The organism is Citrobacter sp. Cpo147 (assembly GCF_030332405.1).
In the GTDB taxonomy this organism is placed as follows: Bacteria; Pseudomonadota; Gammaproteobacteria; order Enterobacterales; family Enterobacteriaceae; genus Citrobacter; species Citrobacter portucalensis.
The window spans coordinates 299,568-315,848 of record NZ_JAOWHX010000039.1; the positions used below are offsets into that span (position 1 = coordinate 299,568).

The window sequence follows — 16,281 nt, forward strand, 5'->3', positions numbered from 1 at the left end:
TACGTATGAAATTTAATATGGAATAATTTATAACCACAATATGGATTTTAATGATCCGAATATAAAAAAACCCTGCCAGAGGGCAGGGTTTAACGGTTCTGGAAAGCGAATTAACGTGCCAGCCAGCCGCCATCTACTGCAACGGTATAGCCGTTGATATAGTCAGATGCGCTGGACGCCAGGAACACGACAGGCCCCATAAGATCGCTCGGCAGACCCCAACGACCCGCCGGAATACGATCGAGGATTTCTGCGCTACGTTGCTCATCAGCACGCAGCTGTTGAGTGTTATTCGTCGCCATGTAACCCGGTGCAATCGCGTTGACGTTGATGTTATGTTTTGCCCACTCGTTCGCCATCAGACGGGTAACGCCCATTACGCCGCTTTTAGACGCGGTGTAAGACGGCACGCGGATCCCGCCCTGGAAGGAAAGCATAGAGGCGATGTTGATAATTTTGCCGCCGTTACCCTGAGCGATAAAGTGCTTCGCCGCGGCCTGAGACATAAAGAACACGCTCTTAATGTTCAGGTTCATCACGTCATCCCAGTCTTTTTCGCTGAAGTCGATCGCATCGTCACGACGGATAAGACCCGCGTTGTTGACCAGAATATCGATATGGCCGAATTCTGCCACTGCGCGCTCCAGCAGCGCCGGAATACCATCGATTTGACGCAGATCGGCGGTCAGGCTTAAAAAACGGCGGCCCAGTGCGGTCACGCGTTCGATGGTTTCTGTCGGTTCAACAATGTTGATACCGACGATATCGCAACCTGCTTCAGCCAGACCAAGCGCCATACCCTGACCCAAACCTGTGTCACAACCGGTCACAACGGCGACTTTACCTTCAAGAGAGAATGCATTCAAAATCATTGTAAATCCTTAATTTTTTATAATGCCCACCGCAGCAGGCACGGCTGTCGCCCGCAACTAGCGCAGATCTTTTACTGCAACATGGTCCATATCATCAAAGACCTGGTTTTCGCCGACCATGCCCCAAATGAACGTATAAGCTTTTGTGCCGACACCGGAGTGAATAGACCAGCTTGGAGAAATCACCGCCTGCTCGTTGTGCATCACAATATGACGCGTTTCCTGAGGCTGACCCATCATGTGGAAGACGCAGGTATCTTCTTCCATATTGAAGTAGAAATAGACTTCCATACGACGTTCATGGGTATGACACGGCATGGTGTTCCACAGGTTACCCGGTGCCAGTTCAGTCAGACCCATGCTCAACTGGCAGGTTTCCAGAACATCCGGCACAAAGTATTTGTTGATGGTGCGACGATTGCTGGTGAGGTTATCGCCCAATGTCACTGGCGCAACGTCTGCAGGCGTGACTTTCTTAGTTGGGTAAGTCGAGTGTGCCGGCGCGCAGTTGTAGTAAAATTTCGCCGGTTTCGCCGCATCAATACTGGCGAAGACCACTTCTTTTGCCCCTTTTCCGACGTACAGCGCGTCGCGATGACCAATTTCATAGCACTGGCCGTCAACGGTAATCGTGCCCGGGCCGCCGATATTGATCACACCCAGCTCACGACGTTCGAGAAAATAGGTTACGCCCAGCTGTTTGCCGACTTCGCCACCCACAGAGACGGTTTTGGCCACTGGCATAATGCCGCCAACAATGATGCGGTCGATGTGGCTGTAGACCATGGTGTATTCATCTGCGACAAACACTTCTTCGACCAAAAACTCATTACGCAGCCCCTGAGTGTCCAGGGTTTTCGCATGCGCACTATGGATACTTTGTCTTACGTCCACATTTACCTCCAGTGATAAATTGACCGTGAATGCTTAAACGAATAGCAAAACGCTGTTCCGTTTTATCTTATGCGCTCATGATATCCCTCCCTGAATGTGTTTTCAATTATAACTAAAACGATGTTTCACTTTTTTCGCATCTTATTATCAAAAGTGTAAGTGCGATCACGCTAGCGCATATAAATCGCAAAATTTGTTTCAATAAAATCATTTAAAACAATTAGATAGATAAAAGCACAAAAGAGTTAATCATTAGTGGCAGGGGTAAGATATTGAAAATACAGCCAGGCTCATACGTCATTCACACACCTTTTCTAACAAAGTGCGCTATCAATCACATGAAATGAAACAACGTTTTGATATGTTGGCAGGGTTTAGAGTGTATGTTTCTGTAACTGGCCTTGCCCTCCTGTTGGAGGGCTTTTTTATAGATGCAGGAGAAAATCATCAGAAAAGGCGTTTAAGCAGAGAAATCGAAGGGAAATTAGTCTCGTTCGATAGCGAGCGCCACCCCCTGACCGCCACCAATACACAGCGTTGCCAGCCCCTTGTGCGCCCGACGTTTCACCATTTCATGTACCAGCGAAACCAGAATACGACAGCCAGAAGCGCCAATCGGATGGCCGAGCGCAATGGCCCCGCCGTTCACATTCACCCGCCGTTCATCCCACTCCAGCATTTTCCCAACGGATAATGCCTGCGCGGCGAAGGCTTCATTAGCTTCGATAAGATCAACATCAGCCAGTTGCCAGCCCACACGCTCAAGGCAGCGGCGCGTTGCATACACTGGCGCAATCCCCATGAGCGCGGGATCGACCCCGACGCTGGCAAAGGCGCGAATACGGGCCAACACAGGTAAGTTCAGTTCCTGCGCCTTGGCCTCACTCATCATCATCACCGCAGCGGCGCCATCGTTGATGGATGACGCGTTACCCGCCGTTACCGAACCGAGCCTGTCAAAGGTAGGATCCAGACGCGCCAGCCCCTCGGCGCTGGCATCGGTACGCGGTTGTTCGTCGGTGTCCACCACGAACGATTGCCCGTTACGCAGCGTTACCACCGGCACGATTTCATCTTTAAAGCGTCCGGCATCAATTGCCATCCGCGCTTTGTGCTGCGAGTGCAGCGCGTAGGCATCCTGCAATTCGCGGCTGATTCCGTATTCTCGCGCCAGGTTTTCCGCGGTAACGCCCATGTGATAATCGTTGAAGGCATCCCACAGACCGTCATGTACCAGGCTGTCGACCAGTTGGCTGTTCCCCAGCTGTGCGCCAGTGCGGCTATCGGTAAGGACATGCGGTGCACGGCTCATATTCTCTTGCCCGCCCGCAATCACAATGTCGGCTTCGCCACACTGGATAGCCTGGGTCGCCAGATGCAGCGCTTTCAGACCCGAGCCACAGACATCGTTAATGGTGATGGCGGAAACGGTATTGGGTAGCCCACCATTGATGGCAGACTGACGTGCAGGGTTCTGCCCGGCACCTGCGGTAAGCACCTGTCCGAGGATCACTTCATCCACAGCGTGAACGTCCACGCCCGTGCGTTCCAGTAACGCCTTGACCACCATGCTGCCTAACTCAACGGCAGAGTGGCGCGCCAGCGTCCCCTGGAAGCAGCCAATCGGTGTCCTTAATGCCCCGACGATCACAACCTCTTTCATCACTACCTCAGCGCAAAATAACACCGCAATAGTAGATGATTGTTAAAAATAGTTATCAAGGTTGTTTAAAAACGGTGATTTTTATCACAAAGGAAATTCGTATCACTTATTGGTCATCTGAACGCCACTCTGCTGCAAATGGTCACGCAACCAGCTTCCTGCCACACCAGGCGGTGATTTCTTATTCCACAACAGATCGATCGAGATAGCCTTTGGCCAGCCGGGCAGTTGTAATTGAACCAGTGGTTTTTCTGCCGCAAACTCCTCCACCAACGCACAAGGGAGCGCGCACCAGCCAAATCCCTGAACAGCCATACTCAGCAATAACAGATAGTTAGGAGCAGACCAGACGGGACCGCGCGCCACGTTGGTGCCGCTTTCCAGATAGGTATTCAGACGCAGCTCGCGCCAGGTGTGTAGTTGCTCCCACTGCAGTTTTTCTTGAGCCGCGAGCGGATGCGACGCTGCAACGTATAATCCCATCCAGGTTTGCATCGGCAGACGCGTAACACCCATGTCGGTCGGGTAATCTTCCCGCGCTTCGATCAACCCCACCTGTGCGCGTCCTTTTTGCAGCAGATCGATCACGTCTTCATCTTCGCCAATCAGGCATTCAAACTCGGTATGGGGAAACTTGCGATCAAACTGCACCATCAACTCTTCCAGCACATCCGGATGCAGCGTGTCAGACAGCACAAAGGTCAGACGCGCCTCAGTTTCACCCGACAGCGAGATCGCCGCCTCATCGAGACGTTCGCTGGCCGTCAGAATAGCCTGCACATAGCCCAACACCCGCTTACCTTCTTCGGTCAGCGTTGGCTGGCGGGATGAGCGGTCAAACAGTGCAAAACCAAGATCGGCTTCCAGATGCGCAATGGCCGTACTGATAGTGGACTGGCTTTTACGCAGCCGCCGGGCCGCCGCAGAAAATGAACCGCAGGAAACGGTCTCCGCAAATGCCGTTAATGCTTCAGGAGAATAACGCATGAGCTATCTACTTTATCGATGGATACTATCTTTTAGATATCACATAAAACGATAAAATTGCCACCATTCCGTTATCCGGGCATCAAAGAAGGTTTTAGGTTATGCAACACGATACTGTCCAACGCCGCTCGTTAGTTGAGCGTATTTTTCATGCCGTCTGCTTTGAAGGCATTGCCACCGCGATCCTCGCACCGACCACCGCATGGTTGATGCAGCGCTCGGTGCTGGAAATGGGCGGACTGACCATTCTTCTCGCCACTACAGCGATGATCTGGAATATCATTTATAACGCCCTGTTTGACCGTTTGTGGCCGTCACACCTGGTAAAACGTACGGCGAAAGTGCGAGCATTTCACGCCTTAGGTTTTGAGAGCGGTTTTATTGTGATCGGGGTGAGCATCGTGGCGTATGTGCTAAACGTCAGCCTGTTTCAGGCATTCACGCTGGAAATAGGTTTCTTCCTGTTCTTCCTGCCGTACACCATGTTCTATAACTGGGCTTATGACACGTTACGCGAGCGCGTTATGAAGCGCCGCCAGCAGCGCGTTACTGCCTGATAATTAAAATAATAGTCGGAATCTTCTCGGTTCCGGCTATTGTCCCATTCACTCGCCCGCTTGTTCACATCTCCCCCAGCCCCTGCCATTTGTGGTAAATTGCGCTTCTTTTTGTTTATTTTATAGTTGATACGTTCAAATAATGTCGAAATTTTGGTCAAAAGAAGAGACTCTCTGGAGCTTCGCACTATATGGGACTGCCGTCGGCGCAGGAACCCTCTTCCTCCCCATACAGCTGGGTTCTGCAGGCGCGGTGGTATTGTTTATCACCGCTCTCGTCGCCTGGCCTTTAACCTACTGGCCGCACAAGGCGCTGTGCCAGTTTATCCTGTCCTCAAAAACGTCGGCTGGTGAAGGGATCACTGGCGCAGTTACTCACTACTACGGCAAGAAGATTGGCAGCCTGATCACCACCCTCTATTTTATTGCCTTCTTTGTGGTGGTGCTGATTTACGCCGTAGCGATAACCAATTCACTCACTGAACAGCTGGCAAAACATATCACTATCGATCTGCGGATCCGCATGCTGGTCAGCTTTGGCGTGGTGCTGGTGCTGAACCTGATTTTTCTGATGGGCCGACAAGCCACTATTCGGGTCATGGGCTTTTTGGTGTTCCCGCTCATCGCGTACTTTTTGTTCCTTTCGCTCTACCTGACCGGAAGCTGGCAGCCAACGCTACTCACCGGCCAGATGTCTTTCGATCAGCACACGCTTCATCAGGTTTGGATATCTATTCCCGTGATGGTTTTCGCTTTTAGCCATACGCCAATTATCTCTACGTTCGCCATCGACAGACGAGAGAAATACGGCGAGCAGGCCATGGGTAAATGCAAAAAAATCATGAAGGTAGCCTACGTCATCATCTGCCTGAGCGTACTGTTTTTCGTCTTCAGCTGTTTGCTTTCGATTCCGACAAACTATATCGAAGACGCGAAAAATGAAGGCGTGACGATTCTTTCCGCGCTGTCGATGATGCCAAACGCGCCGGCATGGCTGTCGATTTCCGGGATCATCGTTGCCGTCGTAGCGATGTCAAAATCGTTCCTCGGCACCTACTTTGGCGTGATTGAAGGGGCAACGGAGGTAGTAAAAACGTCGTTGCATCAGGTGGGTGTGAAGAAAAGCCGGGCCTTTAACCGCGCTCTGTCCATCATGCTGGTCTCGGCTATCACGTTTATCATCTGCTGCATTAATCCTAATGCCATTTCAATGATTTACGCGATAAGCGGCCCGCTGATTGCCATGATTCTGTTTATCATGCCGACATTGTCTACCTATCTGATCCCGGCGCTGAAGCCGTACCGTTCAGTGGGTAATCTGATCACCCTGATTGTCGGTCTGCTGTGCGTATCTGTGATGTTTTTTGGCTAGAACGTGTTGTTTAACGGCTCATTCCAGTAAGCGGATGAGCCGTTAAACTGACTTATTTGATGTACGAATCCAGCACTTTCAGGACCACATCCAAATCCTCTTCGCGCTTAATTTCATCGCCCTGATGCACAATGTGCTCGGTCAGATGACCTTTAATCACTTCACGCATTAATCCGTTTACTGCCCCGCGGATCGCCGCTATTTGCTGCAATACCGCCGCGCATTCATGCGGTTCATCCAGCATGGTTTTCAACGCCGCTACCTGCCCCTGAATCTTGCTGGTTCGGGCTTTCAGCTTTTGTTTGTCGCGGATCGTATGTGACATAACTTTACCTTTTTAACGTCTGGCTGTAGGGACAATACCATCGACATTCTACTGGGGGGTAGTATTTGATACTGGGGGGGAGTAGAATCAGACGAAACTAAACAACTAAGAATCATTCTCATGGGTGAGTTTTCTACGCTTCTTCAGCAAGGCAACGCCTGGTTTTTCATTCCCAGCGCGATTCTACTGGGTGTGTTACACGGCCTGGAGCCGGGGCATTCCAAGACGATGATGGCGGCCTTTATTATTGCCATTAAGGGGACCATCAAACAGGCGGTGATGCTGGGGCTGGCAGCAACGCTGTCGCATACCGCCGTAGTTTGGTTGATTGCGCTCGGTGGCATGTATATCAGCAAAGCGTTTACCGCCCAGGCCGTTGAGCCCTGGCTGCAATTTGTCTCGGCGATAATTATTCTCGGGACCGCATTCTGGATGTTCTGGCGAACCTGGCAGGGAGAGCAGAACTGGCTGGCCCAGACGCATCACGACCACGATCACGGGCATCACCACCACCATGATCATGACGACCATCATCATGACCACGATGACGATCATCACCATCACCATCACCATCACCATCACGAACACGAGCATAATCACGACCATGCCGCACTGGCAGGACTCACCGAAGGCTCGAAAGAGTATCAGGATGCCCACGAACGGGCGCATGTCACCGATATTCAGCGCCGCTTTGCGGGCAAAGAGGTCACCAACGGCCAAATATTATTGTTCGGTCTGACCGGCGGGCTTATCCCGTGTCCAGCCGCCATTACGGTGCTGCTGATTTGCATCCAGCTCAAAGCCTTCACGCTGGGTGCCACCATGGTGCTGTGCTTTAGCCTCGGGCTGGCACTGACGCTGGTAACGGTGGGCGTGGGAGCGGCAATCAGCGTGCAGCAGGCGGCCAAACGCTGGAGCGGATTTAACACGATGGCACGCAAAGCCCCCTATTTTTCCAGTGTGCTCATTGCGATGGTCGGTTTATATATGGGGATTCACGGCTATATGGGGATCGTCGGTTAACACTAAGAGAGCGCAGCAGCGATTGCCGCTGCGCGTAAAACCAGGCTAGCTTTCAACATTGCCCCACACCAGTTGCCCTTTATGGAAGGTCGCGGTGCGTGGAGAAATTCGCGCGACCGCTTCCGCCGAACAGGAGGCATCCACCAGCACAAAGCTGGCTTCATCCTGCGCTTTCGGCCAAACGCGCTCACCTTTTTCGTTAAGCGGCAACACATCGCCGGTGGCGAGGAACAACGCCCGCGACAGGTTGAGTTCGTTGGGGCGAATATAGAGCTGCGCGTACAGATTTGCCTTTTCCAGCATGTCGCCCAGCCCGTACGGCGACCAGTGATCAATTACGCTGTCAGTTCCGGTAATCACTTCCACGCCTTTATCGCGCAGCTGCTTGAGCGGCATGTGCAAGGTACCGATCGGCACCGTCGAGGCAATGGTAATCTGCTGCGTCGCCATGCGGCCCGCCAACGTGTCTACCTGCTGTTCGTTCAACGTTGCCAGTGCAAACGCGTGGCTGATGGTCAGTTTGCCCTTTAACTGCGGCGTTTTCTCCACCGTTTCCACCATGTAATTCACCGCCGCCACGCCTGCCGGACTGGTTTCATGCAGATGGATATCTACGCCTTTATCGTAATCCAGCGCAATCTGGAACATGGTGTCGAGGGATTTTTCCATCGCCCCATCGACGCTGGTTGGGTCCAGACCGCCGACGTAATGCGCTCCCGCCTGCATCGCTTCGCGCATCAGCGGTTCAGATTTTGATAACAGCAGGCCATGCTGCGGAAATGCCACGATTTCACAGGCAAAACCCGGCTGACGACGCGCCAGTACCGCCTGCAGGTTTTCGAGGTTTTTCAGCCCGGAAACCGGTTCTATGTTGCAGTGGCTGCGGGCGATCGAGGTGCCTTTTGATTGCAGCAGATCGATCAGCTTTTCTGCGCGCTCCTGCGTATAAGGCTGGAGTTCAGGCAGCAGCTTTTGTTCCAGGCGGATCATATCCTGAATAGTGGTGCCAGCCGGGCGGTTCAGCGAACGCCAGGGACCGCCGTAAAAGGTTTTATCCAGATGGATGTGCATGTCGCGCATGGCGGGCAGCATCAGCTTTCCACCCGCATCGTAGTGCGGCAGCGTCGCATCCGGATGCTGCTTATTCTCGCGCAGCGCAACGATTTTTCCGTCCTGGATTTCAACGGTTTGCAGCGCGGTACGGGTATGCACCACCACTGAGTTTTCGTAATCAAAGCCCGCTTCCAGCAGGACGTTATCCAGGTAATAGTGTTTATCGTTAATCGTCATTGTGCTCTTCGACCCGCAGGTGTTCCCGACAGGATTAGCAGCATACGCGACCGGAGCGACCGCGCCAAACAGCGCGGCAGCGGTCACCATTTTTCCGCTCTGGCTTAAAAATTCACGGCGGCTGTTACTTTCCTTCATTCACGTCTCCTCTCAGGAATGGACAATATGGGTGCCCGTTTCGCCGCGCAGTGCGGCGGGCAGGCATTCCGGCGTGGTGATGATCACTCGTTTACCGCCACGCTCCAGAAACGTCAGGCTGGCAACGATCTTGGGTAACATGCTGCCAGGCGGGAAATGTCCCTCCTGCATGTAACGGGTCATCGTTGCGACATCCACCGTATCCAGCGCCTGCTGGTTGGGTTTGCCAAAATGGATACAAACCTGCTCGACGCCGGTGGTGATCACCAGAATGTCGGCGCGGATCTCCTGTGCCAACAGCGCCGTGGAGAGATCTTTATCAATCACCGCGTCCACGCTCTGGTAATCCCCTTGATCGCTACGCACCACCGGGATCCCGCCGCCGCCCGCGCCAATCACCACAAAGCCTTGCTGGGTCAGCGTTTTGATCGCCTCCGCCTCGACAATGCGCTTCGGTTGTGGAGAGGCGACTACCCGACGGTAGCCGCGCCCCGAATCCTCAACAAAGCGCCATCCCGGATTGACCCGCTGCAGTTCATCACGCAGCGCTTCGCTAAAAAACGCCCCAATGGGCTTGGTCGGATTAGCGAAGCCCGGATCGTTTTTGTCGACCTCCACTTGCGTTACTACCGTAACTGCCTTCTGCTCACCGCGCCGCGCCAGGCGGTTATTCAGCGCCTGTTGGATCAGATAACCGATACCGCCCTGCGTATCGGCAACGCAGTTTGCCAGCGGGGTAAGCGGCAGCCCTTCACGCTCGTGCGCGATTTCCGCACGCCGCAGATCCAGCCCTACCTGTGGCCCGTTACCGTGCGTCAGCACAATGTTGTAGTCCGATGCCAGCATCTCCAGCACCGTATCAGCTACCGCTTTCACCGCTTCAGCCTGGTGTTCAATCGACTGGCTGGCGTTATCTTTGATAATGCTGTTGCCGCCAATGGCAACGACCACAAGTTCTTTCATAGTGTTATCTTCCGCTTGCAGGCAATTCAGGTCGTTTTCGTCGGTTCCTGCTCAGGCGCAGTCACCGCTTCACGGCTATCAAGAACATGCTTGAGGACAAACATGCCGCTCATCATCAGGTAGGCCACAACAAACATCATCGAGCTGCCTTCCGCAAAGCCAACCGCAGGGGAGTGAATCACGCCAAACAGCGATAACAGCGCGCCAAAGGCTGCGGCAATCGCGCCGCGCAGCGGCTTGTTCATAATGGCGAAGATAGCGACGCAGCCCCACAGCATGCTGGCCAGCGGTGCGCCGCTTCCCAGATGCACCAGTCCGTCGTAATAGACACCTTTGCTGTGCAGCAAGTCGCTACCCAGTTTCCCCGCGGATGTTCCGGCAGCGCCCATCACGCTGTTGACGATGGTCAATGCCCAGTTGGCAATCCACGGGAAAAGACAGATGAAGATGACGGGAACCTCGACTTTAGGCGTTTCTCGCACCACCTGGTTGGCGGTCACCACGCCGATAAACACCAGAATCGGCACTATCGCGGTCATCGGAATAATGGCGAGCATAAACGCCCCCAGCCCAAACAGCGGCACCAGGAACATGGTGATGCCTGAAGCGAGGGTATAGCCGATGCTGGCGCCCATCGCTTTCCAGCCCGCATGCCCAACATATACGGTCACCGGGAACGGGTTACCCAGCATGCAGCCGAGCATGGAAGCAAAGCCGTTCGCCATCATGACCTTACGGGTGTTGTACTCATCGCCCGCCGCGTGCGCACTTTCAATGTTCTCAAGGTCAAAAATATAGTTCGCCAGGCCCAAAGGAACTGCAGAAGCCAGATACGGTAGTGCGTGCGGTAAACCTTGCAGGAAGCTGTCGACATGAATTTCCGGCGGGTTGAAGCCAAAGGAAGACATCGACGCTTTAATGGCTTCCGGGCTTTGTAAACCGGAGATCCATGCCAGGGCCGTACCGGCAATCAGCAGCAGCAAACCGGTAGGAATACGAGCAAAAATCGGCTTCTTACCGAACCAGTTAATGAAGATCAGCAACAGGACGATGAAAGAGACGGTCGGCGCTTCGAATGCCTGCAGCATCGGGTTCATCGCCAGCAGCAACAGCCCCAGGCCGGACAGACAAGAAAGCAGTACCGTACGTGGGATCATCTTGCGGATGGTCTCGCCCAGGAAGGAGCCACCGACCAGGATCAACGCTTCGACAAAGCACCACACCAGGGCTATCTGGATAGCGAAGTTGGCATCTTTGGTTTGCTGATAAACCGGCATCAGCACCAGGAAGGTCACGGTGAAGATTGACGGTGCACTTGGTCCGGACGGCAGCGCCGTTACGTCGTTACGCCCGGTGTGCTTTGCCATCTGCAGGCCAAACCAGGCGTAGCAGACGCTGGCCACCAGCACCGCCAGACCAAAGGCAGGCGCAATGCGACCATAGACAATTTCGGTAGGGATCCCGACGACAAAAATGAGTAGTCCCATCATTGTCAGCAGGTTAGTCAGGTTGTTGGTCATCAGCCCAAAGTAAGCCGCCCAGTCACCACGTTTCCATTCTAGTTTTATGCTGTTCATGGAATATCCTTAACAGGTTAAGCATCGTTTGCGATCGCGGAGATCGCCCAGCCCTGCAGGTAAGCAACGTTTTTCGCTTCGCTACTGTGGGGCTAACCGCGTTAGCCCCGGTTATTGTTATTGGCAGTAGCGGTCGCGCCAGTTGAGGATCGCCTTTTCAAAACAGGCGAACGGCGGGTGAACTATTCCGGCGCCGATCATGCCGATCCCCGCGTCTTTGTGCGCAATAGCGGTGTTGATCACCGGCAGAATGCCAGTGCTGCCTACGCGCGTAATATCGATAGCGGTCGGTACGCCCATAAAACCAAGCAGCGGAATGGTGACGTTGGGGTTTTCGCCGAGAGTGATTTCACGCATCTGGCGAGAGAAATCAACGGCCTCTTCGACCGTACCGCCCACCAGCGCTACGATGGCCGGAGCCGTCGCCATAGCGAAACCGCCAATGCCGTAGGTTTCGGTGATTGCGCTATCGCCGATATCACGTCCGGAATCTTCCGGCTTATAGCCCGCAAACATCGGCCCAATCACCTGCTGCGCCGGACCGGTAAACCACTGGCCCGGTAAACCGCTAATGCGCAGACCGAACTCAACGCCGTTGCGCGCCATCGTCGTCACCACGGTGCTGTATTCAATACCGTGCGCAGCGTCCATTGCGGCTTTACACATCGCCATCCAGGTCGGTCCGGAGAAGTAATCACTACTAAGGACGAACTCGAACACCTCACGTTGCTGCTCAACCGGATAACCGGTCTGAATAATCCACGGCGTCAGCGCCTGAATCAGCAGCGCCGTCCCGGCGTTGTTGCGGTTATGGCACTCATCACCCATGTGCAGCGCCTGCGCCAGCATCAGGCGCAGATCGATTTCGCCCGCCAGCTTCATAGCATCGCGCAGCATCGGTCCCAGCACATCGCGCATCCAGTGCAAACGATCGATAACGCTCTGATCGTTCGCGCCCATGCGCAGGATCTTCGCCATCTGCTCGCTCATATTGGTATATGCGCGGTTGCCATAGGTTTTGTTCTCGACGATGTGCATAAACATCGATGCCGATGTCACGCCCGCCATCGAGCCGACACAGTCATGCTCGTGGCACGGAGAGAAGATGATTTCACCCGAGGCGGCCAGTTCCGCGGCTTCATCCAGATCTTTCGCCAGCCCTTCAAAGACCAGCGCCCCGGTTACCGCCCCCTTCATTGCGCCGCACATTTTTTCCCAGCGGATTGGCGGCCCGGCGTGCAGGATGGTGTTACGGGTCATGCCCGGCACGACGTTGATCGCCTGGTCATAGCCAATCAGCACCGGATGCGACTGGATAATACGTTCCAGCGCCTGCTGGTTAGCGGCCGCGATTTTGTCTGCCAGCGGCGAATCGGCAATCTCGTCCAGCGCGGCCACGACCTGCATGTTGCCCTGCCCCGGCGGCGTCCAGTCGAGCTGGGTCACCGGTATGTTCTGCTTTTTCAGGTCATCGCTGAACATTGCGATGCCAACGTTAATCACGTTCAGCGGCTGGTTAAACAGTGTCTGGCTCATCAGGCTTCCTCCCCTTTACAGATAAATTCACGCGCCAGCAATCCGGTGTTGGTGCTACTGCTCGCCCAGATAACCCCGGCGTCGGTCAGCATCTGACACTGTTTTTCCAGCGACGGCGTATCAAGATCGGTTCCCAGCACATAGCCGAGGATCTCAAGCGGACGACCGTCTGCGGCGGCGATCGCTTTGGCTTCAACGATCGCATCGAGCATCACGCCAACCGGATCTTCATGTGATCCAAATCCAAGGACGAAGTCCATCACGATCACGCCAACTTCAGGATCGCGCGCTTCCTGTAACAGACGACTAATGCGGTTGGTGGGATCGATCATCGGGTGCGGTTTGCCGTTGGTAAAATCGTCATCACCGAAATCCAGGAAGGTATGCGCCACGCTGCGGTTGAGATCTTTCAGGCGGAACGCCGGATCCGGATGAATGTTGCTGTAAACTTCGGCATGTTTTTCCATGGCAGCAAACATCGCCTCATCGCACAACGTGCCGCCACAGAACAAGCCACGGATGTACTTTTGTTGCGGGGTCAGACGGGCGCGAACCTCTTCAATCAGCGGCCAGTTAAGCGGATGCAGATCCAGACTCTCTTTTTTCACGCCGGTCAGCAGTACCGCTTTCAGCGCCGCCTCTTTAGTACCGCGGGCAAACTGCAGGCCTTTTTCATCCGCAGGCGCGGCTTCACGTCCGAGGAAACACACCACCACGGGCTTATGACAGGCGCGTGCACGTTCCAGCACCTTGTGCGCCACCGCTGGCGCAGGCGGTTTGGAGATAAGTGCGATGATCTCAGTTTGCGGATCGGCCTCCAGCATGCCAATCGCGTCAAGCATCATCAGGCCGCCAATCTTTTCACTCAGATCGCGTCCACCTGTGCCAATTAGCTGGGAAATCCCGCCGCCAAATTCGTGAATGCGTACGCTCAGCTCCTGGCTGCCGGTACCGGAGGCACCAATAATTCCGATGTTGCCGCGACGCACCGCGTTGCCAAAACACAGCGCCGCACCGTTAATGATGGCGGTTCCGCAATCGGGCCCCATCATTAACAGCCCTTTTTCATGCGCCAGCTGCTTAAGCGCCAGCTCGTCCTCAAGAGAGACGTTGTCAGAGAACAGCATCACATTGAGGTTATTTTGCAGCGCCTGACGCGCTTCACGCGCGGCAAACAGGCCATTGACCGAGATCACCGCCAGATTGCTGTCGGGAACATGCTTCTTCGCGCTGGCAAGCGTGGCATAGTGCGCTTCATGCTGGCCACCCTGCTCTTTATGCGTAAACAGATCGTCAATCGCCACCAGCGTCTGGTCGTTCGCCGCCTCACTGGCACCTTTAATGACAATCATCAGATCGCCACTTTTCGCCTCTTCCAGCTCAGGCGTCAGCAGGCCGAGATTCTTCAGCACGCCCTTATTCATTTCTGTCGCCATAGCCACGAATGCCTGCTCAACGCCATCGAGCTTATTTGCGCGCGTAGAGATAGACATCAGTGAGACAGAATCAAAATACGTGTTCTTTTTAACAACTATCCTGATCGACATAATTCCCTCCGGACCTGTGGCTCAGGGCGCAGGCATCCGCCATGCCATACAGCATGTCGCAGCCAGAACTTGAGCCGATATTTTTAATGTCAGTAATATATTGCGTAGAAACGGGTTGTTGCTCAGTAATAAATTGGTTCAGCAGCCGTCCGATGCTTTCCCGATAACGCTGATTAAATGCTTCCTCTAGCGTTATTTTGCTGAGTAGCGTTGTATTATTTCCGGCACGTTGTAATGCTGCTAAAAAATCGTCTCGATATTTCCTCAGCGGATGTCCGGGAATAAATAAAATGGTGCTTAAACCTACTAAATAATCATCCGATGAGGGCGTCAGCCCTATCCCCAAACCAATTAAATGGCTGACCGCCGTAGTAATATTTTCTCCTGTACGCAACGCCGTCAGTAATGTTTGTCGGCGGTTGAGTAATTGACGGGTGATTTCCTGATAAAACGGATTGTCACCCCGGTACAGAAATAATGTGTCGTCGCTTTTTAGCTGTTGGCGGATAACCTCTTCCCAATGCTGCCAGCCGACTGCGGCAAGGCTTGCTGCATCAGATGTCCACCGTGGTATTCGCCACAGCAGGCAACCTGCGGTTTCTATCCATTTATCATTGCCAACAACTATTCCCGACCCGCTAAAACTGACCCGCTCACCGGGGTGAAACAGGTCTTCACAATGCGTCAGCGCCACCCGACAGCTGTTAGGTGCGTTATCACAATCTTCACTCAGTAACGTCAACATCCGCTGCTGTTCGGGTATCAACAGGTTTACCGCGTGGGAAAAAACCTGTTCAACCCGTCCCGTTCCCCGGAAAGTGAGAAACGCGCCGTCTGCGGTTAGCGCCCGTACGCATCGCCGTAATGGCGTAGCGATAATGGCGCTCCTGTGTCAGGCTCCGGCCGCAATCAGCAGCTCGGCAATTTCGTGGTACCCTTTCTCTCGCGCCAGTTCCAGCGGGGTTTTACCGTATTTATCCGTCATGTGCGGGTTTGCGCCATGGTCGAGCAGCAGCTTAACGATCTCCTGCTGCTTCGCACCACCGTCATTCAGCACGATGGCTTCCAGGAGCGGCGTCCAGCCAACAAAATTAGTATGGTTGACATTGATATCGGTACGCAGCAGCAGCTCACGCACGATCTCGACATGGCCTTTTTCGCTGGCTGGCGTAATACCGACGCCGCCAAAACGGCTCAGGCAATTGAGGTCGGGGTTAGCTGGTAATACCGTACGCAACAGCGTTAAATCATTCGTCAGGCAGCTAATCAGGAAGGGGTTAAAACAAGTTTGATCTTGTTTATTAATATCGGCACCCGCAGCAATCAATAAAGAAACACAGTCATAATGTTTATTCAGGCTGGCAATAATAATGGCAGTTCGCCCCTGGCGGTTGGTGGCGTTAATATCCACATTTTTTGCCAGACAGGATTTTAATCCATCGACATTGCCCTGTTCTGCCGCCAGCAGAAATTCAGTAATGAGTTCTTTCTCTGACATAATCGCTCTCCTGCAGTTTTTTAGACTTTTTAAATATCC

At 53.7% G+C, this 16,281-nt stretch carries 15 protein-coding genes; 3 read left to right on the forward strand and 12 right to left on the reverse strand.

The annotated features are described in order from the left end of the window. Nucleotides 1–110: 110 nt before the first annotated feature. From kduD to OGY06_RS19605, 4 genes are all read right to left on the reverse strand, one after another. Nucleotides 111–872, reverse strand: a complete 762-nt coding sequence (kduD, locus tag OGY06_RS19590) for a 2-dehydro-3-deoxy-D-gluconate 5-dehydrogenase KduD (RefSeq protein WP_003033923.1) — start codon at nt 870–872, stop codon at nt 111–113. A gap of 57 nt (nt 873–929) precedes the next feature. Further along, the gene (kduI, locus tag OGY06_RS19595; RefSeq protein WP_003825578.1) at nt 930–1,766 is read right to left on the reverse strand and encodes a 5-dehydro-4-deoxy-D-glucuronate isomerase; all 837 of its coding nucleotides are present in this window, start codon (nt 1,764–1,766) and stop codon (nt 930–932) included. 484 nt (nt 1,767–2,250) lie between these two features. Beyond that, entirely contained in the window at nt 2,251–3,429 is a 1,179-nt protein-coding gene (locus OGY06_RS19600) for an acetyl-CoA C-acetyltransferase (RefSeq protein ID WP_003825576.1), read from the reverse strand. 102 nt (nt 3,430–3,531) lie between these two features. After that, nucleotides 3,532–4,416 carry a LysR family transcriptional regulator gene (locus OGY06_RS19605; RefSeq protein ID WP_286605892.1) on the reverse strand — a complete coding sequence of 295 codons (885 nt, stop codon included), beginning with the start codon at nt 4,414–4,416 and terminating at the stop codon, nt 3,532–3,534. 101 nt (nt 4,417–4,517) lie between these two features. Between OGY06_RS19605 and OGY06_RS19610 the strand changes: the two genes are divergently transcribed. Both OGY06_RS19610 and OGY06_RS19615 read left to right on the forward strand, forming a co-directional pair. Beyond that, nucleotides 4,518–4,973: a multidrug/biocide efflux PACE transporter gene (locus tag OGY06_RS19610; protein WP_003825572.1), complete on the forward strand. Its 456-nt coding sequence runs from the start codon at nt 4,518–4,520 to the stop codon at nt 4,971–4,973. A gap of 142 nt (nt 4,974–5,115) precedes the next feature. Beyond that, a complete protein-coding gene (locus OGY06_RS19615) occupies nt 5,116–6,345 on the forward strand; it encodes an amino acid permease (RefSeq protein WP_003825569.1) in 1,230 nt (409 codons plus the stop codon). 52 nt (nt 6,346–6,397) lie between these two features. On the opposite strand, the gene rcnR is transcribed toward OGY06_RS19615, so the two are convergent. Further along, complete coding sequence (gene rcnR, locus OGY06_RS19620) at nt 6,398–6,670, reverse strand: Ni(II)/Co(II)-binding transcriptional repressor RcnR (RefSeq protein ID WP_003825567.1); 273 nt, start codon at nt 6,668–6,670, stop codon at nt 6,398–6,400. A gap of 120 nt (nt 6,671–6,790) precedes the next feature. Here rcnR and OGY06_RS19625 point away from each other — a divergent pair, with 120 nt between their 5' ends. Further along, nucleotides 6,791–7,693: a nickel/cobalt efflux protein RcnA gene (locus OGY06_RS19625; RefSeq protein WP_286605893.1), complete on the forward strand. Its 903-nt coding sequence runs from the start codon at nt 6,791–6,793 to the stop codon at nt 7,691–7,693. 45 nt (nt 7,694–7,738) lie between these two features. On the opposite strand, the gene OGY06_RS19630 is transcribed toward OGY06_RS19625, so the two are convergent. The 7 genes from OGY06_RS19630 to OGY06_RS19660 form a co-directional block, all read right to left on the reverse strand. Further along, nucleotides 7,739–9,121, reverse strand: coding sequence for an amidohydrolase family protein (locus OGY06_RS19630; protein WP_063940928.1), 1,383 nt, complete (start codon nt 9,119–9,121; stop codon nt 7,739–7,741). Nucleotides 9,122–9,133: 12 nt separating this feature from the next. Next, nucleotides 9,134–10,084, reverse strand: coding sequence for a carbamate kinase family protein (locus tag OGY06_RS19635; protein ID WP_003825562.1), 951 nt, complete (start codon nt 10,082–10,084; stop codon nt 9,134–9,136). A gap of 26 nt (nt 10,085–10,110) precedes the next feature. After that, nucleotides 10,111–11,661, reverse strand: coding sequence for a hypothetical protein (locus tag OGY06_RS19640; RefSeq protein WP_003825560.1), 1,551 nt, complete (start codon nt 11,659–11,661; stop codon nt 10,111–10,113). Between the two features lie 117 nt (nt 11,662–11,778). Beyond that, the gene (locus OGY06_RS19645) at nt 11,779–13,197 is read right to left on the reverse strand and encodes a YlbE family protein (protein ID WP_003825558.1); all 1,419 of its coding nucleotides are present in this window, start codon (nt 13,195–13,197) and stop codon (nt 11,779–11,781) included. Further along, complete coding sequence (gene fdrA, locus OGY06_RS19650; RefSeq protein ID WP_063940924.1) at nt 13,197–14,744, reverse strand: acyl-CoA synthetase FdrA; 1,548 nt, start codon at nt 14,742–14,744, stop codon at nt 13,197–13,199. Before fdrA ends, OGY06_RS19645 begins: the two co-directional genes overlap by 1 nt. After that, a complete protein-coding gene (locus OGY06_RS19655) occupies nt 14,722–15,621 on the reverse strand; it encodes an oxamate carbamoyltransferase subunit AllH family protein (protein ID WP_082190868.1) in 900 nt (299 codons plus the stop codon). The genes fdrA and OGY06_RS19655 overlap by 23 nt, the downstream gene beginning before the upstream one ends. Nucleotides 15,622–15,636: 15 nt before the next feature. Further along, nucleotides 15,637–16,242 (reverse strand): ankyrin repeat domain-containing protein, encoded by a 606-nt coding sequence (locus tag OGY06_RS19660; protein ID WP_003825553.1) that lies wholly within the window; start codon nt 16,240–16,242, stop codon nt 15,637–15,639. Between the last annotated feature and the right edge of the window lie 39 nt (nt 16,243–16,281).